This is a genomic window from Novosphingobium sp. THN1, assembly GCF_003454795.1.
Lineage (GTDB): Bacteria > Pseudomonadota > Alphaproteobacteria > Sphingomonadales > Sphingomonadaceae > Novosphingobium.
Genome location: NZ_CP028347.1, coordinates 3231022 through 3253158 on the forward strand (window position 1 = coordinate 3231022; position 22137 = coordinate 3253158).

20 protein-coding genes are annotated in these 22137 nt (G+C 59.5%); 14 read left to right on the forward strand and 6 right to left on the reverse strand.

The genetic code is table 11. From position 1 onward, the window contains the following. Window positions 1–120 precede the first annotated feature (120 nt). Entirely contained in the window at window positions 121–282 is a 162-nt protein-coding gene (locus C7W88_RS22805; RefSeq protein WP_158453980.1) for a hypothetical protein, read from the reverse strand. Window positions 283–498: 216 nt separating this feature from the next. Between C7W88_RS22805 and paaG the strand changes: the two genes are divergently transcribed. From paaG to C7W88_RS15855, 3 genes are read left to right on the forward strand one after another with little or no spacing between them, the layout of a single operon-like run. Beyond that, on the forward strand, window positions 499–1290 hold the full coding sequence (paaG, locus tag C7W88_RS15845) for a 2-(1,2-epoxy-1,2-dihydrophenyl)acetyl-CoA isomerase PaaG (RefSeq protein WP_118074277.1): 792 nt from the start codon (window positions 499–501) through the stop codon (window positions 1288–1290). Between the two features lie 30 nt (window positions 1291–1320). Next, window positions 1321–3345, forward strand: a complete 2025-nt coding sequence (gene paaZ, locus C7W88_RS15850) for a phenylacetic acid degradation bifunctional protein PaaZ (protein ID WP_118074278.1) — start codon at window positions 1321–1323, stop codon at window positions 3343–3345. A 12-nt stretch (window positions 3346–3357) separates the two neighbouring features. Beyond that, complete coding sequence (locus C7W88_RS15855) at window positions 3358–3657, forward strand: EthD family reductase (RefSeq protein WP_199558140.1); 300 nt, start codon at window positions 3358–3360, stop codon at window positions 3655–3657. On the opposite strand, the gene C7W88_RS15860 is transcribed toward C7W88_RS15855, so the two are convergent. The 3 genes from C7W88_RS15860 to C7W88_RS15870 all read right to left on the reverse strand — a co-directional run bounded on the left by C7W88_RS15860 (window position 3632) and on the right by C7W88_RS15870 (window position 7605). Further along, window positions 3632–3931: a helix-turn-helix domain-containing protein gene (locus tag C7W88_RS15860; RefSeq protein WP_158453979.1), complete on the reverse strand. Its 300-nt coding sequence runs from the start codon at window positions 3929–3931 to the stop codon at window positions 3632–3634. The two genes, C7W88_RS15855 and C7W88_RS15860, sit on opposite strands and share 26 nt — an antisense overlap. Window positions 3932–4707: 776 nt before the next feature. Next, complete coding sequence (locus tag C7W88_RS15865) at window positions 4708–5310, reverse strand: TetR/AcrR family transcriptional regulator (RefSeq protein ID WP_118074280.1); 603 nt, start codon at window positions 5308–5310, stop codon at window positions 4708–4710. 114 nt (window positions 5311–5424) lie between these two features. Then, window positions 5425–7605 carry a TonB-dependent receptor gene (locus tag C7W88_RS15870; protein WP_118074281.1) on the reverse strand — a complete coding sequence of 727 codons (2181 nt, stop codon included), beginning with the start codon at window positions 7603–7605 and terminating at the stop codon, window positions 5425–5427. A gap of 127 nt (window positions 7606–7732) precedes the next feature. Between C7W88_RS15870 and C7W88_RS15875 the strand changes: the two genes are divergently transcribed. The 4 genes from C7W88_RS15875 to C7W88_RS15890 are packed head-to-tail and all read left to right on the forward strand — an operon-like array spanning window position 7733 to window position 10957. Continuing rightward, the gene (locus tag C7W88_RS15875) at window positions 7733–9289 is read left to right on the forward strand and encodes an AMP-binding protein (protein ID WP_118074282.1); all 1557 of its coding nucleotides are present in this window, start codon (window positions 7733–7735) and stop codon (window positions 9287–9289) included. Continuing rightward, window positions 9286–10182: an MFS transporter gene (locus C7W88_RS15880; RefSeq protein WP_162896097.1), complete on the forward strand. Its 897-nt coding sequence runs from the start codon at window positions 9286–9288 to the stop codon at window positions 10180–10182. Before C7W88_RS15875 ends, C7W88_RS15880 begins: the two co-directional genes overlap by 4 nt. 53 nt (window positions 10183–10235) lie before the next feature. Then, on the forward strand, window positions 10236–10586 hold the full coding sequence (locus C7W88_RS15885; protein WP_162896098.1) for a hypothetical protein: 351 nt from the start codon (window positions 10236–10238) through the stop codon (window positions 10584–10586). Beyond that, window positions 10586–10957 carry a nuclear transport factor 2 family protein gene (locus C7W88_RS15890; protein WP_118074285.1) on the forward strand — a complete coding sequence of 124 codons (372 nt, stop codon included), beginning with the start codon at window positions 10586–10588 and terminating at the stop codon, window positions 10955–10957. The genes C7W88_RS15885 and C7W88_RS15890 overlap by 1 nt, the downstream gene beginning before the upstream one ends. Here C7W88_RS15890 and mlrC read toward each other — a convergent pair. After that, the gene (gene mlrC, locus C7W88_RS15895; protein ID WP_162896099.1) at window positions 10954–12567 is read right to left on the reverse strand and encodes a microcystinase MlrC; all 1614 of its coding nucleotides are present in this window, start codon (window positions 12565–12567) and stop codon (window positions 10954–10956) included. The genes C7W88_RS15890 and mlrC overlap by 4 nt on opposite strands. A gap of 62 nt (window positions 12568–12629) precedes the next feature. Between mlrC and C7W88_RS15900 the strand changes: the two genes are divergently transcribed. Together C7W88_RS15900 and C7W88_RS15905 are read left to right on the forward strand one after the other, a co-directional pair. Beyond that, window positions 12630–13433, forward strand: a complete 804-nt coding sequence (locus tag C7W88_RS15900; RefSeq protein WP_118074287.1) for a CPBP family intramembrane glutamic endopeptidase — start codon at window positions 12630–12632, stop codon at window positions 13431–13433. Between the two features lie 211 nt (window positions 13434–13644). Then, complete coding sequence (locus C7W88_RS15905; RefSeq protein ID WP_147457753.1) at window positions 13645–14916, forward strand: peptide MFS transporter; 1272 nt, start codon at window positions 13645–13647, stop codon at window positions 14914–14916. Here C7W88_RS15905 and C7W88_RS15910 read toward each other — a convergent pair. After that, entirely contained in the window at window positions 14900–16480 is a 1581-nt protein-coding gene (locus C7W88_RS15910; protein ID WP_162896100.1) for a serine hydrolase, read from the reverse strand. The two genes, C7W88_RS15905 and C7W88_RS15910, sit on opposite strands and share 17 nt — an antisense overlap. Between C7W88_RS15910 and C7W88_RS15915 the strand changes: the two genes are divergently transcribed. The 5 genes from C7W88_RS15915 to C7W88_RS15930 all read left to right on the forward strand — a co-directional run bounded on the left by C7W88_RS15915 (window position 16415) and on the right by C7W88_RS15930 (window position 21844). Next, window positions 16415–17854 carry a dipeptidase gene (locus C7W88_RS15915; RefSeq protein WP_240344717.1) on the forward strand — a complete coding sequence of 480 codons (1440 nt, stop codon included), beginning with the start codon at window positions 16415–16417 and terminating at the stop codon, window positions 17852–17854. The two genes, C7W88_RS15910 and C7W88_RS15915, sit on opposite strands and share 66 nt — an antisense overlap. After that, a complete protein-coding gene (locus C7W88_RS23170) occupies window positions 17854–18114 on the forward strand; it encodes a hypothetical protein (protein ID WP_205525318.1) in 261 nt (86 codons plus the stop codon). The genes C7W88_RS15915 and C7W88_RS23170 overlap by 1 nt, the downstream gene beginning before the upstream one ends. Window positions 18115–18448: 334 nt before the next feature. After that, entirely contained in the window at window positions 18449–19312 is an 864-nt protein-coding gene (locus tag C7W88_RS15920) for an amidohydrolase family protein (RefSeq protein WP_370073148.1), read from the forward strand. Between the two features lie 244 nt (window positions 19313–19556). Continuing rightward, window positions 19557–20612: an acyl-CoA dehydrogenase family protein gene (locus C7W88_RS15925; RefSeq protein WP_118074291.1), complete on the forward strand. Its 1056-nt coding sequence runs from the start codon at window positions 19557–19559 to the stop codon at window positions 20610–20612. Between the two features lie 11 nt (window positions 20613–20623). After that, window positions 20624–21844 carry an acyl-CoA dehydrogenase family protein gene (locus C7W88_RS15930; RefSeq protein WP_118074292.1) on the forward strand — a complete coding sequence of 407 codons (1221 nt, stop codon included), beginning with the start codon at window positions 20624–20626 and terminating at the stop codon, window positions 21842–21844. Window positions 21845–22137 lie beyond the last annotated feature (293 nt).

Here is a 22137-nt window from a genome sequence, read left to right on the forward strand (position 1 = left end):
TTACCTCCCTGCCGCCCGTGCGCGAAGGGCCTTAGACTGCGCGATAACGTGCTGGTGGTCTTTCGCGCGCACCGTCACGCGGTAGATCCCGCTGCGCCCGCTAGTCGCGTCTTCCTGCGCCTAGGCCAGCAGAACCTCGACGGCGCTTGCCGGAACGAGGAAAATGATCCACGCCGATTGCGCGATGCTGGCCGCGTTACGGCTGTTGCAGGCATAGGCAAGGGCGTTGTCGCCGATCTGGGAATAGCCGGACCGGGCGGCGCCACGACCCGCAAACCCCACGCCGGTCCGGTGCCTTCACGCGAGAACAGGGCCTGCGCTACATTCAGTGCGAGCGCGGCATTGCCCCCATCACTCGCTTGGGCGTCCGCCTCCATCTCTTACTCCCAGTTCCAATCTCGATTCATCGCCACAGCTATCGGCAAAAAAGCCGCTTGCCAATAATTAACCGTCTGGGCAGTTAATTTAACTCAAGCGATTCGAGAGTGGGAGAGACGGATGGAATTCGAGACCATCGCGCTGGCGATCGAAGGAGGCGTGGCACGCATCACGCTGAACCGTCCGGACCGGCTCAACAGCTTTACGGTCCAGATGCATGAGGAACTGAGCGCAGCGCTCGACTGGATCGATGGCGACAAATCAGTGCGCTGCCTGCTGCTCAACGGAGCCGGGCGCGGGTTTTGCGCAGGCCAGGACTTGTCAGATCCGGCAGTGGCGCCGGGCGGCGAGGCGGTCGATCTCGGTATCGCGGTAGAACGCCATTACTCCCCACTGGTGCGCCGTCTTGCGACGATGGAATTGCCGGTGATCTGCGCGGTCAACGGCGTGGCAGCCGGTGCCGGCGCGAATATCGCCTTCGCCTGCGACATCGTGATTGCTGCGCGCAGTGCGAAGTTCATCCAGTCGTTCGCCAATATCGGTCTGATCCCGGATTCAGGCGGCACTTGGGTGCTGCCCCGCCTTGCCGGACAGGCGCGGGCCCTAGGCTTGGCCCTCACCGGCGATCCCCTCCCCGCCGAGCGCGCAGAGGCTTGGGGCATGATCTGGAAATGCGTCGATGATGAAGCGCTGATGGACGAGGCGGGCACGCTGGCCGCGCGCTTTGCCCAAGGGGCGACCCGCGGCCTCGCTGCCACAAAGCAGGCGCTGCGCAGTTCGTTTGGGCGTTCGCTCGGCGAGGCGCTCGATCTCGAGCGCGACCTGATGCGCGAGCTTGGCCAAAGCGTCGACTATCAGGAAGGCGTCGCCGCCTTCACCGAAAAGCGCCGCCCGGTTTTCGCCGGCCGCTGACCGTCACAAATTCCAGCTTTCGGAGCTACCATGACCACACGACTGCAGAACTACTTCGCTGACCGGTGGGTCGATGGCACCGGCGCCGGTCAGCCCGTGCGCTCAGCGCTCGACGGGCAAGCAGTAGCCCTTGCGGGCAGCGAGGGGATCGATTTTGCAGCCATGCTCGATCACGCCCGCAGTATCGGTAGCCCGGCGCTGCGCGCCATGAACTTTCACCAGCGCGCCGGGATCATTAAGGCGTTGGGGCAGGCAATCATCGAGCGCAAGGAAGAACTTTACGCTCTGTCCGCGCAGACTGGTGCCACCCGCGCCGATAGTTGGATCGACATCGAAGGCGGCGCGGGCACCCTCTTCACCACGGCCTCCAAGGGGCGGCGCGAGCTGCCGGATGATGTCATCATCGTCGATGGCGATTTGGAAGCGATCGGCAAGACCGGAAGCTTTGCCGGGCAGCACATCTACACCTCGCTGCAGGGTGCGGCGCTACACATCAATGCTTTCAACTTCCCCGTTTGGGGAATGCTCGAAAAGCTGGGACCGGCTCTGATGGCAGGCATGGCGGTGATCGTGAAGCCCGCCACGGCCACCGCGCCGCTGGCAGAGCACGCGGTGCGGATCATGATCGAGGCAGGTGTGCTGCCTGCGGGCGCATTGCAGCTGGTTGTCGGCGCTATCGGTGACATTTTCGATCACTTGACATGTCAAGACGTGGTCTCGTTCACCGGTTCTGCGGAGACGGCGATCAAGCTGCAGAGTCACCCCGTTATGGCGCGCAATGCGGTGCGGTTTGTGGCGGAGCGGGATTCGCTCAACGCCTCGATCCTTGCTCCGGACGCTGCCGTGGGTAGCCCGGAATTCGACCTCTTCGTCAAGGAAGTGGTCAAGGAAATGACCGTCAAGGCCGGGCAGAAATGCACCGCGATTCGGCGCGCCTTCGTGCCGCGCGCGCTGCTGGATGCCGCGCAGGCTGCACTGACCGAACGCCTTTCCGGCGTGATCGTGGGTGATCCGGCGCGCGAAGGCGTGCACATGGGTGCACTCGTCAGCCTGGCCCAGCGCGAGGACGTGCGCGCAAAGGCCCGCGCCCTGGCGCAGGAATGCGATCTGGTGTTCGGCGCAATCGACGACGTCGAGGCGCTCGGCGACGCACAAAATGGCGCGTTCCAGTCTCCCTTGCTGTTCCGGCATGACCGGCCGTGGGAGGCGCAGGCCGTCCACGATGTCGAGGCCTTCGGCCCGGTCTGTACGCTGATGCCCTATGATACCGAGCAAGACGCGATCGCGCTCGCTAATCGCGGGCTTGGCTCGCTGGCGCTATCGGTATTCACCCACGATGCCGAAATGGTGCGCCGCTTCGTGCTTGGTGCTGGTGCCTTCCACGGCCGTATGGTGTTCGTGGACCGCGACAGCGCGCGGGAATCGACCGGTCACGGCTCGCCCCTGCCGATGCTGATCCACGGCGGCCCCGGCCGGGCTGGCGGCGGCGAGGAACTGGGCGGGGTGCGTAACGTGAAGCACTATATGCAGCGCAGCGCCGTGCAGGGCCATCCGCGCGTGCTTTCCGCACTGATCCGGCAATGGCTGCCCGGCGCACCGCAGCCGGTCGGCGCTGATCACCCCTTCCGCAAGCGACTGGGCGAACTGGAACTGGGCTACACCCTGCACACCGCCTCGCGCACGATCACGCTGGAGGATATCGAGCATTTCGCCGCCTATACCGGCGACAACTTCTACGCCCACATGGACGAGGTGGCCGCCGCCGCCAGCCCGATCTTCGGCGGGCGCGTAGCCCATGGCTACCTGATCCTGTCGTTCGCGGCCGGGCTGTTCGTCGATCCCGCGCCAGGTCCGGTGCTCGCCAATTTCGGACTGGAGCACCTGCGCTTCATCAAGCCGGTGAAACCGGGCACCAGCATCAAGGTGGCCCTTACCGCCAAGGCCAAGTCGCTGCGCACGCCAACCATGGGCGAAATGCGCTGGGCGGTGGCAGTCACCAACGGCGATGACGAACTGGTCGCAACCTACGACCTTCTGACCATGAACGCCGTTTGAGGAGAACCCAGCATGACAATGACCCTGATGGCGCTTTACGCCCAGCCCGCCGATCCCGAAGCCTTCGACCGTCACTACACCGAAGTGCACACGCCGTTGGTGGAGAAAATCCCCGGGCTTGAGGCCCTGCGCGTCAACAAGGTGCGCCGCAAACTGATGGGCGATACCGAACTCTACCAGATCGCTGAAATGGACTTTGCCGACAAGGCGGCCTTTGGCGGGGCCATGAGCTCGGCCGAAAACCAGGCTGCAGGCGCCGACCTTGCGGGCTTTGCCAAGGGCATCGTCACGCTGCTGGTAGTTGAACGCTAGGTCCGGCCGCGTCCGGGGCGCGGCGCGCCCGCCAGCGCCCCGGGCTTTCTCCGCAGTAGCGCACGAAGGCCCGGTTGAAGGCTGCTTCGGAACCATAGCCGACCGGCACAGCAATGATCTTGACCGTGTAATCCTCGCGCTCGCGTATTTCCGCCGCCATATCTATTCGCAGCGCGGTCAGGCATAGCAGCGGCGGCACGCCGACCAGATCGGCATGCGTTTGCCGCACGGCGGATTGATCAAGGTGTTCTGACGCGTCAGCCACTTCCAGCACGAGCAAGTCTCCCCGACGCGCAATCCACCGCGACGTTGCATCAGACTCGTCATGCGCAACTTGGGCGACCGCCCAGAACGATTAAGGCAGGACGTTGGCCAAAAGCGGCACACAGCCGACCAGGAATTACAGCTAATCGGGCATCTCCCGAACCTACATGTCCAGCGCAAGAAGAGTGCGAGTTCCGCCGGGAGTTCGCGATATCTCCTCGAAGGCGAAGGCCTTGCGGCCGTCGATTCCGATGCAGCTGCCAGTTGTCACCAGGGCCGGCGGCCAGTCCGCGATCCGCACTCACATCGGCCCTTACGAACCAGAAAGAACCACCTGAGCACAAAATGCTTGAAGTGCGCGCGCTCCCAACTACGCGACAACAACCTGGTCGAGAACTCGAATCTTCCTGTGCGACGAGGCAAGCGGGAAATTCAGCGCTTCAAGTCCCAGGGACAAGCCCAGCGTTTCATTTCCATCCACTCAGCAAACAACTACAAATTCAACATGCTGTGTTACCTGAGCTCCAGACAGGCCATCCGGACCTTCCAATGCGCTTCCATGGCGGAATGGAATGTTGCGACCTCCGCTGCAGCGTGAAATCGAGACCTGCTGGCTCGGCGCGCATTCGCGAAGTTACCCTCACAGTAACACCGACAGATCTTCTGACTAGTTTTACTGCTGCGCGAATGGGGTGGCTCTCAATCCCTAGCTCAGCGATGCCCAAGTTTAGTTCAGGTTATCAGGCCAGTTCACCGAGTTCCGATAACCGCCCCATCGAGTGTCCATCAATCGACATCAACGGTTTGGATGCCGCCAAGCACGAAATCACGTACAAGATCGGCAAGTTGCTCTAACTTAAGCTTCCCGTCTGGATTGTACCAAGTGTAGGTCCAGTTGATTGTACCGTAGATGAGCAATGTTATAGGTGTCCGAAAATCTGCAGCCTCGGCAATGTCCGGTCTGATCTTGACGACGATTGCCGTCAGAAGTTTAACCGGCACGTCTTCAATCGCGCGCAACTCTTTTTGCTGATCGCCGGTCAAAACTGTCATTTCATTGAACAAAATCGGGTAGTTTATGCGATAGTCATCATAGATACGCAAGCATTCGAGAATAAATTTGTACAGCGAGACCTCAGGAGCGAGCCCCTCGATATCGATCGCTCCAAGGCGAGCTCGAACCTCCACCAGAAAGTCCCGCAGCAGTGTGAAGAGAATGTCTTCTTTGGTCGGGAAATAATGATAGATCCAAGCCTTGGAGGCGCCACAGGCTGAAGAAAGCTCAGAGATCGAGGTTTTCGCAAAGCCCTGCCTTGCGAAGAGGCCCGAAGCAGTATCAAGGATCAAGCGCTTCTTATCTTCATGATCCTTAGCGCGCACTCCGACCATAGCCTGTCATCTCCGCCGCTGCATCGCATCGACCTTAAGCCGGGTAGATCGGATATCAAGCGGGGATCCCAGCCTTATCCCCGGTACCGGGGATGATATCCGCGCCCGTGGCAATCAGAAACGACCAGCAAGCCGCAGACCCCATGTACGCCCCAGTTGCCTGGCAACTAGCGTGTTCAGCCCGACACCCAGCGGAGCCGGAAAGCCCCCATCGGAGATCAGGATGACGTCCTGTTTGTCCGCGAGGTTGTTGACAAAGCCAACCAGGTCGAAATGCTTTCCGTAGATGCCAGCCGAGAGGTTGATCGAAGCATATGACGGCGTTGTACGAGCCGCCGAGTTCTCGCGATCGCCGAATGTTCTCGAGCGATAGAGATATTCTCCTCTCGTCCCCAGCGACCAGTCATCACTAACCGGAACCCGCAAGGTCGCCGAGAGGTTGCCAGTCCACTTTGGCGCTCCGGGCAGCCGGTTTCCGGAAAAGTTGAGGGCCCCGTCGGTGTACCTGCTATATCTAGCGTCGGTGTAGCCAAGGACCCCGTTCACCGTCAGAATGCTAGTCGGCCGCACGGTCAGTTCGGCTTCCACCCCCTGCAACCGGGCCGATGCGGCGTTGGTTACGATAGCTACGACTGCCCCGCCACCGCCGAGGACCTGCGTAAGCTGCGGTGTCTGAATGTCAGAATAATCCTGACGGAAGACGTCAGCGTTAAACGTGATGCGGTTATCGAGGAACTGCGCCTTTATACCCAGTTCATAATTCCAGAGGCTCTCGTCACCAAACCGCAAGGCTTTAAAAGTCGTAATGCGCGGCGAGGTAATATTGTCGACGTTCCAGCCGCCCGACTTGAAGCCTTTCGACGCCGTGCCGTATACCATGATGGCACGTGAGGGCTGGTAGCGCAGGGTAAACGTGGGCGAGACATCCGTCGCGCTGATCCTGTCGAACTCCTGTGGGAGGTTCGGGGCGCCAATTATCGGGAAGCCATTCTGCTGGTAATTGAGACGCTTGGCTTCGTCGGTGTAGCGAATGCCGACAGTCGCGGTCAGCTTATCGACAAGCTCCCAATCGATACTTGCGAAAGCAGCCACTGCTTCGGTGTCTGCCTCGCCAAAGGTATCGCCGACCTTCCCCCTGAGCGGCGCAAATCTACTGTCGGGACCAAATGTGCTTTGTGCGAAGTTATCGGTATCCTGGCGGAATAGGTACGCGCCGATCAAATAGTTGATTCTATCTCCCAGCTTGCCGGACAAGCGCAACTCTTGCGAAAACTGCGTCTGTTTGGACGCAGACTCGCTTACGACGATCGAGAGTGGCCCGACGTCGGAGTCGTTTGTTCTCTGGTTTTCGGCCCATCGATAAGCTGTTATCGACGTCAGGGTCGCGCCAAAGCCTGTCTCGATGTCAGCTGTTAGCGAAATCCCCTTGGATTTGCGCAGAGCGAGCGTCGGAGTGTTTACATTGCTTTCGTAGCGTCCCGTCGGCCCACCGTAACCGGCCAAAATCTCTTCGACGTAGCCGTAATTGTTCTCGTTCAGGTAGTCGGCCGAGAACACCAGCTTGACCACGTCCGAGGGTTTCCAGAGAACCTTTGCACGACCGCCGTAGCTATCGTCGTTTCCAAAGCGGCGATTGTCGAGCAGGTTATGAACGTAGCCATCCCGCTTGACCCGAAATCCACCGACACTTACCGCAAGCGTATTGGAAAGCGGCGCCGAAACAAAACCCTGTGCTTCAAAACGGTTGAAGCTGCCGATTCCAAGTTCGAATTGACCGGTCGGCGTAAAGCTCGGGTTGCGCGTGACGATACTGATCGCGCCGCCGATAGCGTTCTTGCCGAAGAGCGTACCTTGCGGTCCGCGAAGGAATTCGACCCGCTCGACGTCAAAGAGTGGGGAGTCAAAAGTATAGCTTTTCCCCTGCACCACTCCGTCGATGTAGATCCCAATCCCGCTGTCGAAGCCCGGATTGTATCGTGACTGGCTAGAGACGCCCCGCACCGTAACAGTGGCCAGCGGACCACCACTAAATGTCACATTCGGAACAGCAGCAGCCAATTCGGAGACCCGAACATTGTCGCGTTCCGCAATCTTGTCGGCCGAGACTGCTGAGATCGAGATCGGAACGTCCTGGAGGCGCTCAGTGATCTTCCGGGCCGTGACCACGATCTCACCAGGCGCCTTGTCGGCTTGCGCTTCATCCACTGCTGTTGGTGCATTCTGCGCGAACGCAGCAGGCGCACTTGAGGCCATCAAAGTGACCAATGTCGCACAAACAATCGATCGACGAATCATTTCGTTCCTCCCCGAAGTTAGTCCGGTGAAATTGGCATTAACCGGCCAGCCGGTCAATATATGATTGTAACCTGACTTTAGACGGATATAAGAGAGGGGTCGTGTCCCTTGCGGTGGAGAATCAGGAATGGGGATTGATTTAGGCGGGTCTCTGGGATCCCTGATCGCGAGAGCCTGTCAACGCTGGCATCCTCGTATTGCACTCGAGTGGCCAGAAGGTGCACTCACTTACGCGGAGCTGGGGGATCGCATTTCTCAGTTCGTCGCGGCCTTTGGCTCACTCGGGCTTGCCCGTGGCGGGGCTCTGGCAATCATGGCGCCAAACCTCCCCGAGACCGCTATTGCCAATGCTGCAGCAATGGTTGCTGCCATCCGTGTAACGCCGGTTTCGCTGTTCATGTCCGACGAGGATCTGGCTTATATTCTAAGCGATGCCGAAATTGATGTCGTACTGGTGGCGCAAGAGCAAGCCGAACGAGTGGAATTGCTGGTGACCAACCTGGGCCGCAGTATCCAGGTCGCGACTCTCGGTGCAGCCGAACGAGGTATCGATCTTGTGGCGCGGGCTGATTCATTCGCCCCGTCGCCGTTGGAGCCAGTTGCTCAATGTGGTGATATCGCGGTGATTGGTTACACTGGAGGGACCACTGGCCGGCCCAAAGGCGTCGTCCATACTCACAATTCGGCGTTGGCAACGGTTTTGATGGCTGCGAGTGAATGGGAATGGCCGAGCCCCACGAACGTCGTCGCTGTCACACCGGTGTCGCATGCAGCGGGAATACTATGTTACCCCGCGTGGCTGAAAGGCGGAACCTTTCACCTGCTACCATCATTCGATCCAGCGGGCTTGGCGGACTATGCGCGCAAGCACAACGTTACCGCTACGTTCCTCGTCCCCACGATGATCTACCGGCTAATCGACCTAGCAAAGGAAACTGCGCTCGATCTTGGACCGCTCGAAACGATCATATACGGCGGCGCACCAATTGCCATTCCGCGTCTTGTCGAAGCCATAGAGCTTTTTGGGCCGTTGTTCATGCAGCTCTACGGTCAGACTGAGGCGCCAACCTGCATCGCTTACCTGGCACGAGGCCAGCATGTGCTGGATCGGCCAGATCGACTGGGATCGTGTGGAGTGCCACTGGCCAGCGTGGATATCCAACTCATTGATGCCAATGGCGCGCCTGTCGCCACCGGGGAATGCGGGGAAATCTGTGTTCGTGGGGCCTTTGTGATGCAGGGCTATTGGCGTCGTGAATCAGACACCGCAGAAGCTATACGTGATGGCTGGCTTCGCACCGGCGACGTGGGACGCTTTGATGACGACGGCTACCTGAGCATCGTCGATCGCACAAAGGACATGATCATCACGGGCGGCTTCAATGTCTACCCAAATGAAATTGAGCAGGTGATCGCAGATGTTCCCGGGGTTCTCGCCTGCGGCGTGGTAGGCATCGACGATCCGTATTGGGGTGAGGCCGTGACGGCATTCGTTGTCTCCACTGACCCGGCCAATCCACCTGATCGAGCCCAGATCACGCGCGTTGTCAGAGAGCGCCGCGGTGTAGCCGCCGTTCCCAAGCGCATTGAATTCATCGACGCCTTGCCGATGACCCCGATCGGCAAGATCGACAAGAAAGTGCTGCGGCTATGGCGGCCAGAAGCCGTGGAGTCGCATTCGTGACGACCTCGACCGAAGCCGGAGCGACTGTCTCCGCCCGAGCTGGCTGGTGGGCCGCTGTGCTGTTCACCGTCGCAGCCATGGTTTCCTACACTGACCGCTTCATATTATCGCTGCTCGTTGATCCGATCGAGCGCGAACTCGGCATGAGCGACGCTCAGTTCAGCATTATCGTGGGAGCAGCATTTGCGATCTTCTACACTGCCATGGGTGTTGCCGCAGGTTGGCTGGCAGACCGCCATAATCGCAAACGCATGATCATCATCGGAATACTCATCTGGAGCGCCGCAACGATTGCAACTGGCTTCGCTCGAGATTTCGGCACGATGGCCATCTTGCGCGTTGCCGTTGGCACAGGCGAGGCAATGCTCATGCCTGCAGCGGTATCGATGCTCGCCAATATGTTTCCGCCCGAGCGGCGGAGCATGCCGTTGGCGCTGCTGATGTTGGGCATGATCGCCGGCAATGGTTTTGCCTTCCTCTTAGGCGGAGCACTGGTTGAGCTGGTCAGTCACCAGGCCTTCATCGGGCTGCCTGTGCTGGGCGACCTTTCTGGGTGGCGCGTCGTCATGGTGATTGCTGGCACGCCCGGAATCTTCCTTGCCGCAGCGATGGCCTCCTCCATCCGCGAACCAGTGCGCGCTGTCAGCCGACCGCCCAACTCGCTGGCAGAGCCGCTGGCGTGGCTTTGGCGGCACCGAAGACAACTCGGCCCCATCTATCTCGGATGTGCAGCTCTCTCGCTCGGCGATTTCGCGCTGGTCAGCTGGGCGCCTTCGCTGATGATCCGCAGCTATGGTGTCTCGACCTCTTCGACCGGGTTCACCTTTGGTCTCCTTGCCATCCTTGCCGGATCGCTAAGCGCGCTAGCCGGGGGGCTGTCGCCGGTCGACTGAGAGCCACAGGCAAGGGAGACCGCCGACCTGCCGCGATTATCGCCGCAACGATCGTGGGACTGGCCGGTACCGGATTGCTGCTAGTTCCAAGCGCTTACGGAGTCATTGGCGCGATCTCGGTCTGGGGTTTCTCGAGCGCCTTTGCACAAACAGTTTCGCTGCCCCTATTCCAAGAGCGTCTCATCGACGAGGTGCGCGGAATTGGCTCATCGTTGGGCGGCGTATTCAATATCATGCTCGGGCTCAGCATTGGTCCAATCTTGGTTCCCGTTTTCAAGGAAACGGGAATGGCTCAGGCCGAAGCGTTACTCGTGGCAATGGCAATTGCGGGCGCGGCTGCAGCGGCACTGTTTGCGATGCTGTTGGTCCGTCTTCCGGTCTCAACCGCCAAGCCCGGCTCTTAATGGATCTGCTCATGTCAGAACAAAATACGATCCGACTTCTGGATCCGGTAATTCGCCAATTGGAACGATTCAACGCCCATGATGCGGACGGCTTTGCGGCCTGTTTCACAATCGATGCGCGTTTCGAACAATTGACGGGCCCGCCGGTGGCCGTGGGCCGCGCGGAGATCGTACAGGTCTATAAGCAGTTGTTTGCCAGGGTCCCCAGCCTTCGGATGGAGCTCATCGGGCGGATGATCCGCGACAACTACGTCGTTGATCATGAACTTGGCGAAGGTGACCCGACGCGCGGCCCGGATGGTCGCTTCGAGACCATAGTCGCCTATCGTGTCGCTGGCGATTACATCGATAGGGTCTGGTTTATCCGCTAGGCTGAAAAGTCGACAGGCTCGAATGGCCACATCGGTCGGGAGCGCTTGTGATAGTGACGGATGGACGACTGCTGGCTTGAAGCGACGTAGATCACACTGCGCCCCATGTCCCCGAAACCGATTCTCCATTGCTCGGACGACTTTACGGCAACATAGCGCTTGTTCGCAGGTTCAACACCGAGCGCCCGGAACATATCGGGGCCGTAGCACTGGTCGCGAATTTCGCTGACGATGATGTCGAGACCACCTGTACTGATGCAGACGACGCGCCCCAGAGGCGGCCGAGAGCCCTGAAGGTTTTGGGTGACATTCTCGGCAAGCCCTGTGATTTTGCCGCGAACGTCGAGAGGTAGCCCGGATGCCTCGCCGACCTTGCCGCCAACGCGCAGGGAAAAATCGGCACCAAGGCCGGCTTCAAAGCCCAATTGTACTGCCAGGGGATCCCATATCGGCCCAATGCACGACGGGACGAGGTCATTGTCCAGCATCGCTCGGGCCAATGCCATATTGTCACCCGAAGCCCCACCGCCGGGGTTGTCCGAACTATCGACCAGGATTACCGGGTATGCGGTGGCCGCCTTGGCTAGCTCGATGTCGGCCGCAAAGCTTCGCTCGGGGCCGTTGCCTTTCATGATCGAAGCCATGGCTTGGTAGCGCCGACCGAAGTCTTGTGCGATAGAGGCAGCAGCTGGCTGATCGTTGTTGGTATAGATCAGCACTTTCGACCCCATCCGCGCTACATCGCCCGCACGAAAGCCTTGGATCAGTGAGCCGGAGAGGACTTCCCCTCGCCGCTCGAGCTCAAACAGGTCTGCGACCAATTCCTTCATCGGTGACGACTGCGTCGCCAGTCCGGCAACCATCTGGCAATTGAACAGGCTCGACGTCGGCATGATCTCACCCGCACGGATTCTCTCGAGTAGATCGAGAAGGTCACGCGCACGCTCGACGTAGTCGATATGCGGATAGTACTTGAATGCCACGAGTACGTCAGCAGCTCTGACCAATCGCTGCGACAAGTGAGCGTGAAGATCAAGTTCGGCCCCTAGCGCAACATCCGGCCCGACAATCGCCCGGGCACGCTCCAGAAGGTCCGCCTCGCACTCGTCCTCGCCAAAGGCAAGCATTGCGCCGTGTAAACCGAAAGCCACGATATCCACCGGCATTGCCCGTCGCAGTTGATCGAGGATCTCGTCGCGCAGTAGTTGGTAGGCTTGCGCGCTGACTGGACCACCCGGCATGGCGAAGGCACAGGTTCCCTCGATGACCTCGTAGCGTCCCTCGCGGGCACGCTCTCGAGCGGCCCACAGCGGTCCGGTCGCCTCGGTTGCGAAATCCGGGTGCTCTCCGGGGCGCCAGAGCATCGTCGCCCGGAACGCATCCAGTCCGGTTGGCAGAGGTGAGAATGAATTCGTCTCAGTACCCAAGGTCGCCACAAACACGCGCAACCGTCGCCCCGGCAGCGCTGCACCTGTCGCCTTCGATCCAGCCATCGACAAAATGCCTCCCATCAATGTTCGACGATCAAGCATAACACGAGTCTTCGGTTTGCTGTTGTTTGCACCAGCTGCTGCATCTTCACCCCATAAATCAACCGAACGGACAGTCAATTCTTGTTGACCATCCTGGGCCTATCTGAAATGTTCTGCTGACAGAACGGGAGAATTGAACCATGCGGGAGTTTGTCCGACAGCGGCCTTTGCTGTGCTTCTATGTGTTGGCGATACTGATCGCTCTCGCGGCCCATGCGCTACGCGCGATGAGCCCGACGCCGCTCGACCCGATGTTCAAGATGCTGCAGGAGACGCACGCTCACCTCAACATTATTACCGCTGTCAGGTCTACGTTCGAGTATCCGGGAGCCTATACGCTCTTACTGTTTCCGGCCGCCCCAATGTTCGCGGCCCTGATCGCAACCGGGATCGGCTATGGGCAAGCAGGATTTCGTGAACTGCTCAGCCGCTGCGCCCCGTGGCGGTCGCCTGTTTCCTGGCGTCAGGGCGTTACTGTCATAGCCGTGTGTTTCCTTGCATTCTTCGCGCTCACAGGAATCATGTGGGTTCAGACATACCTCTACGCTCCGCCTGGTACGCTTGATCGTACCTTCCTGCGCTATGGGTCAGATCCGGTCGCCATTTATGTGATGCTGGCAGCATCGCTGCTACTCAGCCCTGGCCCGCTGCTCGAAGAACTGGGCTGGCGCGGCTTTGCGCTGCCGCAGCTCCTCAAGAAGTTTGACCCCCTTACCGCAGCGGTGATCCTCGGCATCATGTGGTGGGCCTGGCATTTGCCACGCGACCTGCCAACACTGTTCTCCGGCGCCCCTGGCGCGGCCTGGAGCGTTATTGTCAAACAACTCGTCATCGCTCCTGGGTTCATTGCGAGCACCATCATCGCTGTCTTCGTATGCAACAAGCTCGGTGGATCAATGTGGGGGGCGTGCTCACTCACGCCATCCATAACGAGCTGGGAGTAAACGTCACTGCCGAATGGGCCCCAACGGTCGCAGGCATCGGGTGGCGCCCATGGGATCTCATCGAATTTGCCGTGGCCATTGGACTCGTCCTGATTTGTGGGAGGAGCCTTGGTGCCGCATCTCCTGACAATGCGCGTTTGGCCTGGGGCAACGTGCCGCCAAAGCTTCCGGGCGGAGTGGGTGACAAGTCCGGCTCGAACGCGTGAGCGTCATGTCCCGGTGGCTTCCGAAAACGTTTCGGGATCACCCAGCGGTATTGCTGCTGGCTGCGACGGAAATGTGGGAGGCCTTCTCCTATGTCGGGCTCAGAACCGTACTGGTCTACTACCTTACGCAAGACCTGGGCTATTCGACCGAGGACGCCTCACTTATCTATGGGACGTTCCTCGGCGTAGCCTATGTAACGCCAATCCTGGGAGGGTGGATCGCCGATAGGTTTATTGGCCGATCTGCGGCAATTGTCGGTGGCGCATTGCTGAAGATGGCCGGTTACATCGGCCTTGTGATTGGCGCGAACGTCACGGGTTGCCTCGCCGCAATTGTCATTGGCAATGGCCTGTTTCTTCCCACTCTGCCCGCTACTCTGGGTGCACTTTTTTCGCCGAACGCCCCCGATCGCCAGCGCAGTTTCAGCTTCTACTATCTCGCAGTGAGCGCTGGTGCGCTGCTGGCACCGCTGATCTGCGGCACGCTTGGAGAGAATTTCGGCTGGCGCTACAGCTTCCTCGCTTCCGCTAGCGGGCTTGCGGCTGCCATTGTTATCTTTCTCGCCGGACGCCATCTGCTGCCGCCAGACCGACCTGCAGCAGCGTCCCATCCGGTCGACGAAGCGCCGGTCGCGGCTACGAGCCTGTCCGTCATCCCGCTTCTGGCAGGTGTCCTCGCAGCAGTCATCGTCTTGCGGGTCGCTTACGAGCAGCTCGGCAACACTGTCGCGCTTTTCGCCGCCAGCCAGGTCGATCGTTCGTTGGGGGCAGATATCACCATCCCCTATACCTGGTTTCAGTCGCTCAATCCCCTGGGAGTCATTCTGTTCACCCCTCTGCTCGTCTGGGGCTGGCGTAAGGCCGCCGCGAGAGGTGGCGCGCAGAACGACTACTTCAGAATGGCCATTGGTAGCTGCATCATGGCCGCGGCCTTTGTTGGGCTCGCACTGATCATCAAGCTAGGGCAACCTGGTGAGATTTCCTGGCCTGTTCTTGCAGCATTCTTCTTGATGGTAACCTTTGGCGAGTTGTGGGTGCTTCCGGTTGGACTCAGTCTGTTTGCGCGCCTGGCGCCCGCAGGACGAGGTGCAATCACCATCGCGTTCTGGTACAGTGCGCGTGCGGCTGGCAATTTTCTTGCTGGATTGATGGGCCGCGCCGAACCTGCGCTCGGATATGGTAACTTCTTCCTGCTTTGCGCAGTATTTCCTCTGCTAGCAGCAACGATCTTCGTCGCGATAGGCAGGCGCTCCCGTCGAATTATCGAAGCCGCCTGAACACTATCCCGTTCAGATTGACGGTGTGAAATGTAAAGATTTGAGGACCAACAGCATGTAATGAAAATGCGGCGTTCGGGCCCACAAGGTCATCTGCCATCGCAGCAGCTAACGGCACCGCACCTGCCGGAGTATCGAGCAACCATCCCTTCTGATCCCGTGACAGGGTTACGGTAATACCAAGCTCATCGCTGCGATATTGTCCGGGCCAAAACAATTTGGTTTCAGGTGCGCCAGTTCCAACATATTGGTACGGTATTGGTCCACTCTCAGTCCACTGAACGACGCGCTTGATTCCACTCTGTATGACTGCATAGCTCAGCAGAACACCTCGGCGCGCGCGGTAGATGCCGTCCTGGCGGCGCGTCACTTTCTCAGCTCGCATATTGTAGCTGACAATCGGCTCACCGTCACGGTGAGCGACGATGAGATACTGTCCATACAAGGGATCGCGATAATAGCCATCAGGCGCGGAGCGCAGGTCGCCAACTTTTCCCAGGCGTTTCATTTCGGCAGGATCAATTGCGCGGTCAAAAGCTGGATCGGGCGCCCCGGGCTTCACGAGCAAAGCAATTTTGCGCGCACGCTCAGCTGGCGAGATATCGTCGCGATTACACATCACGCTGATACCAATCCCGCTCTCCGGATAAAGTACGTCCATGGCGCGATTGCCCACAACCAAGCCCGAATGCGACACAACACGCTCGCTTTGCCGATCATCCACGAACAACCCACCGGCATAATCGACAGGTCTGCCAGAATGCAGTTTCCCGTTCGCGAGGCGCGCCACTTCGAGCGCCTGACCGCCGGTTGTCGCCGCGAGCGATGCACCATGCCAAAGAGCAAGATCGCCAACAGTAGTCCGCACGCCGCGGTCGCCATAGCCTTGCCAGGCCCAGGCTGCGGAGACAAAGCTACCGTTCTTGTCGATTTGATAGCCGCGCGCGTCACCTGCAATGAGACTGGTCGTATCAAGCGTTGCGCGAGTTTCCGTCATGCCCGCCGGCTTGAAGAGCCGTTCCCGCGCAGCATCCGGAAATGACTTTCCGGTTAGGCGTTCCACGATTTCTGCGAGCAGGAAGTAATTGGTGTTAACGTAGGAAAAACGACGGCCAGGTGGGCCGTCGAGTCCGCGTTGCGCCTTGACGAAGGCCAGCACTTCCTCGCGGGAATGGGGTTTGCTCTCATCGTCTCCGCGTGCCCTGAATGCATCGAAATACTCGCGAATGCCACTGGTGTGGTGCAACAAGTCCGCGACCGTGACCGGATCGTAGACCTTAGGGAGGTCAGGCAGATAGGTGCGGATAGATGCCGCCAATTTAAGTTGGCGTTCCTGTGCCAAGATCAGGATAAGAGCGGCCGTGAACTGCTTCGATGTTGACGCCAGTTCGAAGCGTGTTGCGGGTGTGATCGGCTCGCGGGTGGCTAGATCAGCAAGTCCAAAGCCGCCCTGATAGAGAACCTTGCCGCGCAGATCCACAGCATAGGCGCAGCCCGGTTGATCCGGCCGGATATCAGCAAATACCGCATCGAGCTCCTTCGGATCGACATGGGAAGTCGCCATTGGGATTGCGGCTGTCAGCGCCAGGAAAAGCTTTGTTGCAGTCATAAGATCTTGCCTCGCTCATTCAGCCAATCGAACCGCTGGATTTCCAGCGCATTTGATGGCAAAGCGATGTTTCATATTCCGCCCGGTCGGTCAATCAAAGAGAGGGATTTCCTGATGCGAAAGCGTGCAATCATCCTAGGCGCAGCTGCGCTGGTGGCATCCTCTGTCGTATTTGCTCGCAATGGAGCCCCGATGCCGTCGGCACACCGCGACGCAATCGTGCTCGATACTCATATCGACACACCTGCATTGCTGCACGTTGTCGGCTGGTCGATTATGGATCGCCACTCGCTTTCGGTAGACGGAACACAGGTTGACCTCCCGCGCATGCGAGATGGCGGGCTTGATGGTGGCTTCTTCGTCGTCTTCACCGAGCAAGGCCCGAGAACCCCGACAGGTTACACCGTGGCGCGCGATGAAGCATTGATGCGCACCATTGAAATTCGGGACATGGTCGCGCGACACCATGAGGCCTTTCAACTTGCAACACGGGCAGACGACGCCGAGAAGATCGTCAAATCGGGCAAGCGGGCCGTCTTCATGAGTATGGAGAACAGTTATCCAATCGGCCAGGATTTGTCGTTGATGCGCACCTTCCGTGCGCTCGGTGTAACGATGATGGGCCCGGTCCACGTCGGCAACAATGATCTGGCGGACAGCTCAAATCCCGACAATGGGCCAGAATGGCATGGCCTTTCTCCGCTTGGGCGCCAGTGGGTAACAGAGGCCAATCGACTCGGCATCCTGATTGACGCTTCGCATGCATCGCCGGAAGCATTGGACGATATTCTTGCCCTGTCTAACGCACCGATCATCTTGTCCCACAGCAGTCTCAAGAGCCTTGCTGACAATCCTCGAAACATCGACGACACGAGGCTTCGTGCGCTTGCTGCGAAGCGCGGTGTCATTCAAATCAATGCCGTGTCGAGCCATCTCGGCGTGCCCAACAGTCCGGGACGCGCACCGGCCCGCACTTTGCTCGGGCAACCGGCCGCAACCATCGCCGAGCTTCGCGCGCAGCGCGCCACTGTGCTCAAGATCGAACGTGAAAATCCGGCAACGCGCGCCGATCTGGACCACCTGGTCGCTCAGATTCGGCACGCTGTCGCGCTAGTCGGTATCGATCATGTCGGATTATCGGGTGATTTCGATGGCGGCGGCGGCATCGATGGCTTCGATGAAGCAAGCGACTATCCAAAGATCAGCCAGCGCTTGCTGGCGGCCGGCTTCACGGCAGAAGACCTCCGAAAGTTCTGGGGAGGAAACGTACTGCGCGTTCTGCGCGAGGCCCAGGCCCGGGCCGAGCCTTCTGCTGTCGCTGGAATGTGATGATGCGTTCACCACAGTGCAACTTGCTGTTCCGCGGCGGGCTTGTAATCGACGGCACCGGAACGCCTGGCGTGATCCAGGATGTGGCTGTCGAAGACGGGACTATTGTCGCAACCGGAGATCTTTCTCGATGGCGTTCACGCGAGACGATCGACATAACAGGCCAAGCGCTTTGTCCTGGCTTCATCGACGTACATACCCATGACGATCACTTCGTGTTCGCCGACCCTTCGGCGCTGCCCCGGGTCAGTCAGGGGTAACCACGGTTGTCGTTGGAAATTGCGGCGTGAGCCTCGCCCCTTCGTCGCCTCCGGAGACCTCCCTGCCCCTTTCGCAGAAGTCGCCGCCAAGGCCGACTTCCGCTTTGCCCGTTTTCGCGACTACATCGACACGCTGGAAGCTGCACCGCCCGCGGTCAACGTCGCTGCGCTTGTCGGTCATACTACCCTTCGCGCCGCGGCGATGGACAGGCTTGATCGTCCAGCAACCGCAAGTGAGCGCATGGCGATGCGCTCGTTGGCCGCTGAGGCTATGGCCGCCGGAGCGATTGGTATGTCCTCAGGGCTCTTCTATCCTCCCGCAAGAGCTGCGCCCATGGACGAGGTAATGGCAATTGCCGAGGTCGTCGCCGAGTACGGCGGGATCTTCGCGACCCACTTGCGCGATGAGGCTGATGCCATCGATGCTGCAATCGATGAGGCACTGCTGATCGCCGAACGGGCGGGCATGCCGTTGATCATTTCGCATCACAAGCTCATGGGCGAGGCCAATTTCGGCCGCGCGCCTGAAACGCTGCGCAGGATTGTCGAGGCTTCCACTCGGCAGGAGGTCGGGTTCGATGTATACCCTTACGTTGCTGCTGCCAGCTCATTCAACCTGGACCTCTATCGCCTGTCGAAGCGCGTTGTGATCACCTGGAGCGCAGTCAAGCCTGACACTGCGGGCCGAGAACTTGATGAGGTCGCTGCCGAGTTAGGTTTGAGCGGCGAGGCGGCACTTACTGCGCTAGCACCCGGCGGCGCGGTCTACTACTGCATGGACGAAAATGATCTACGCCACATCCTTGCTTCTCCTGACGCGATGATTGGCTCGGACGGGACGACTACCAGCATTCGTCCTCACCCGCGTCTGTGGGGCACGTTCACTCGCGTTCTGGGACGTTACGTGCGTGATCAAGGTCTGTTCCCCTTCGAGGAAGCGATCCGCCGGATGACAAGTTTGCCAGCGCGGCGGTTCCGTTTGGCTGGTCGCGGCGTGATTGCAGCTGGCGCGGTGGCTGATCTGGTTGTGCTTGATCCAGCTACAGTTGCCGACGCAGCCGACTTCGAAAACCCGGTCCAACCAAGCAGAGGGGTTGAGAGCGTCTATGTCAGCGGATTGCCCGTCTATCACGACGGGGCGGCTACAGGTCTGCGCCCAGGTTGCGTTCTAAAAGGGCAACAGAAGAGCCTCAAGTAAGTCCCGCCCTTAGTGCTCTTCGATCGTGCGCGGTGAACTCAGCCGATCAGTTTTGGCAAGCCGGGCATCTCTCCCGTTGGAACGTCATGGTTGGTCTCTGCCAATCCATGCCCACCCCTGAACGCCTCGCCTGCGAGCAAGGCGGATGACAGATCATCCATTGACCGACCGTTCGATTAATGGGATAGTCCGACTCAGGGCGAAGGATATCGCTTCAGCGCTTTAGTGCAGTGAGGACAACTAGGTGGAGTTCGATTTTTCCGAAGATTACCGGCTCCTTGCTGACCAGTTGCGGCGCGCTCTCGAAGAAGCTGCACCGCTGGAGGCAGCACGGAAGACTGTCGATACTGGTCAGATCAATGTGACGGCCTGGGAACTGCTCGGTGAGATGGGGATCCTGGCCAGCGGCATATCTACTGATTTCGGTGGTAATGGCCTCGGGCCTCTCCCGGTTTGCCTGGCTGCAGAAGCAATTGGATGGTCGGTGGCCGCAATACCTACCGCATCATTGTATCATGCCACCCCGTTGATCCAATCGTGCGGGTCGCCTGAGCAACAGGATCGCTGGCTGCCAGCATTGGCCAGCGGTTCAGCGACAGCCTGTGTTGCGACAGATAGTGCCCTTGCTGTCGAGGACGATCACATTACGGGCGTTATTTCACCTGTTTCGGGCGGAACTGGTGCATCAGTAGCCATTGTCCGAGCCAACAATCAGCTGTGGCTTGTCGACATGGCTGAAAATGCTGTCGAACAGGAGGCGCTAGAAAGCCGGGACCCGGGTCGTCAGCTCTGCCGTATTACATTCCGCAATACTCCAGCCACCCGAATGACTGGCGACGATGCGGATCTCGCGCTCAATCATGCAGTTGTCTGTGTTGCCTTCGAACAGATTGGCGGAGCTTCTAGGGCTCTCAATGGCGCAATTGATTATTCGCGCGAACGCCGCGCATTTGGGCAAACCATTGGTTCGTATCAGGCCATCAAGCACAAGTTGGCCGACATCTGGACCAAGATTGAAATCGCACGTGCGCATGCGATGTATGCTGCGTGGTCGCTCGGCACCGGAGCAGTCGATTTACCGCTTGCCGCTGCCGCGGCTCGTGCCTCTGCCACCGAAGCCTATCTATTTGCCGCACAGGAAACGCTGCAGGTTCATGGCGGCTACGGCTTCACTTTCGAGTCAGACTCGCACCTATTCTACCGTCGAGCCCGAGCGCTGGCGGCCTGCTACGGACCAGCCGTCGAGTGGCGTTCGCGTTTGGCCGCCAGGCTGATCGCCGGCGAGACCACGAAGCATTGAAAGGCCAGCAGATGGACTTCGCCGATTCTCCCATCGATGCCCAGTTCCGCGCTCAAGCGCGGGAGTGGCTTGCCGCGCATGCACCGGTAACGCGCGGTCGAGGACGAGTTGCCTGGCCTGATGACGCGACACTCGTGGCGGCAGCCCGCGAATGGCAAAGCAAGAAGGCCGCCGCAGGTTACGCAGCTATCGCGCTTCCGCGCGAGTATGGTGGAGGCGGCGGGACAACCACCCAGCAGATAATCTTCCGCCAGGAAGAAGAACGATACGACGTTCCATTTGGCGTCTACGAAATTGGACTGGGAATGTGCGTGCCCACCTTGCTCGCACTTGGCAGCGATAAGGTCAAAGAGCGGTTCGTCGCCCGCGCGATCAGCGGTGCTGAGATCTGGTGTCAGCTATTCTCAGAACCCGCTGCAGGCTCTGACCTAGCAGCCTTGCGCACGAAGGCGGTGAAAACCGGAGAAAACTGGCTTGTAGACGGCCAAAAGGTCTGGACCACCGGAGCGCAGTTCTCAGACTATGGGCTCTTGCTGGCGAGGACTGATTCCAGTGCAACCAAGCACGCCGGGCTGACGCTCTTCATTATCGACATGCGTGCGCCCGGAGTCGAGGTGCGACCGATCCGGCAGCTCGATGGTGGTGTCGAATTCAACGAAGTTTTCCTATCCGGAGTTATGATCCCTGACGAGTTTCGCTTGACCGTGCCGGGCGGCGGTTGGGCAGGAGCGATGACGACGCTCATGTTCGAGCGGCTCAATGTCGGTGCAAACATCGGTCTGATTGATTCATCGACGTTGATCGATATCAGTAGACGCCTCGAGACATCAACCGGGCGTGCAAGCGATGATCCCCACGTTCGCGATATCATTGCCCAGGCGTACTTGAATGATCGCGGGCTCAAGCTGCTGACCTACCGGACTTTGACGAACCTAGGCCGAGGCCAGCTACCCGGACCTGAGCAGTCGATCACCAAGCTCGTGATAGCCAGCCAGGCGCAGTTGATTGCCAATTTGCTGCTTGACCTGCGCGGACAGGAAGGAGCGCTGGTCGGGAGTGCGCTGGGCGATGGCTGGGAAGCCGTTGAGAGATCGTGGAGTTTCGGCGCCGCGATGCGCATTGCTGGCGGTACAGACGAGATCCTTCGTAACGTGATTGCAGAGCGCGTGCTGGGTCTGCCGGCTGCTAAGCGTGACGATACCACCCGCCCGTTCAATGAGGACGCGGCGTGATTACGCTCAGAGGAGAGACCCTTGCTCACCTGACCGATTGCTGTGGCACATCGGGAGCCAGCCAATCAGGACCCTTGCATGGTTTCCATCCCAAGGCTCTCTTTGTTGCCGGTCGCAGCCATCTCCTGCAGCAGCCCGGTGCTTCAAGCCTGATGCGGGCTGGCCTCGCTTCGATGGCGTTGCCCGCCGCATATGGCTCCCGACCTTACGCGGCAGAAGCCCGGTGTTGCAAGATTGCTAATCATTTACGCGGGCCGGCAGGCGGTCGCACCGTTCGTTGCAGGGAACCAAAC

Coding starts and splice junctions, on each gene's coding strand:
- paaG (WP_118074277.1), top strand. CDS start 499: ATGGAATTCGAGACCATCGCGCTGGCGATCGAAGGAGGCGTGGCACGC.
- paaZ (WP_118074278.1), top strand. CDS start 1,321: ATGACCACACGACTGCAGAACTACTTCGCTGACCGGTGGGTCGATGGC.
- C7W88_RS15855 (WP_199558140.1), top strand. CDS start 3,358: ATGACAATGACCCTGATGGCGCTTTACGCCCAGCCCGCCGATCCCGAA.
- C7W88_RS15865 (WP_118074280.1), bottom strand. CDS start 5,310: ATGGTCGGAGTGCGCGCTAAGGATCATGAAGATAAGAAGCGCTTGATC.
- C7W88_RS15870 (WP_118074281.1), bottom strand. CDS start 7,605: ATGATTCGTCGATCGATTGTTTGTGCGACATTGGTCACTTTGATGGCC.
- C7W88_RS15875 (WP_118074282.1), top strand. CDS start 7,733: ATGGGGATTGATTTAGGCGGGTCTCTGGGATCCCTGATCGCGAGAGCC.
- C7W88_RS15890 (WP_118074285.1), top strand. CDS start 10,586: ATGGATCTGCTCATGTCAGAACAAAATACGATCCGACTTCTGGATCCG.
- C7W88_RS15900 (WP_118074287.1), top strand. CDS start 12,630: ATGCGGGAGTTTGTCCGACAGCGGCCTTTGCTGTGCTTCTATGTGTTG.
- C7W88_RS15905 (WP_147457753.1), top strand. CDS start 13,645: ATGTCCCGGTGGCTTCCGAAAACGTTTCGGGATCACCCAGCGGTATTG.
- C7W88_RS15910 (WP_162896100.1), bottom strand. CDS start 16,480: ATGGCGACTTCCCATGTCGATCCGAAGGAGCTCGATGCGGTATTTGCT.
- C7W88_RS23170 (WP_205525318.1), top strand. CDS start 17,854: ATGATGCGTTCACCACAGTGCAACTTGCTGTTCCGCGGCGGGCTTGTA.
- C7W88_RS15920 (WP_370073148.1), top strand. CDS start 18,449: ATGGACGAGGTAATGGCAATTGCCGAGGTCGTCGCCGAGTACGGCGGG.
- C7W88_RS15930 (WP_118074292.1), top strand. CDS start 20,624: ATGGACTTCGCCGATTCTCCCATCGATGCCCAGTTCCGCGCTCAAGCG.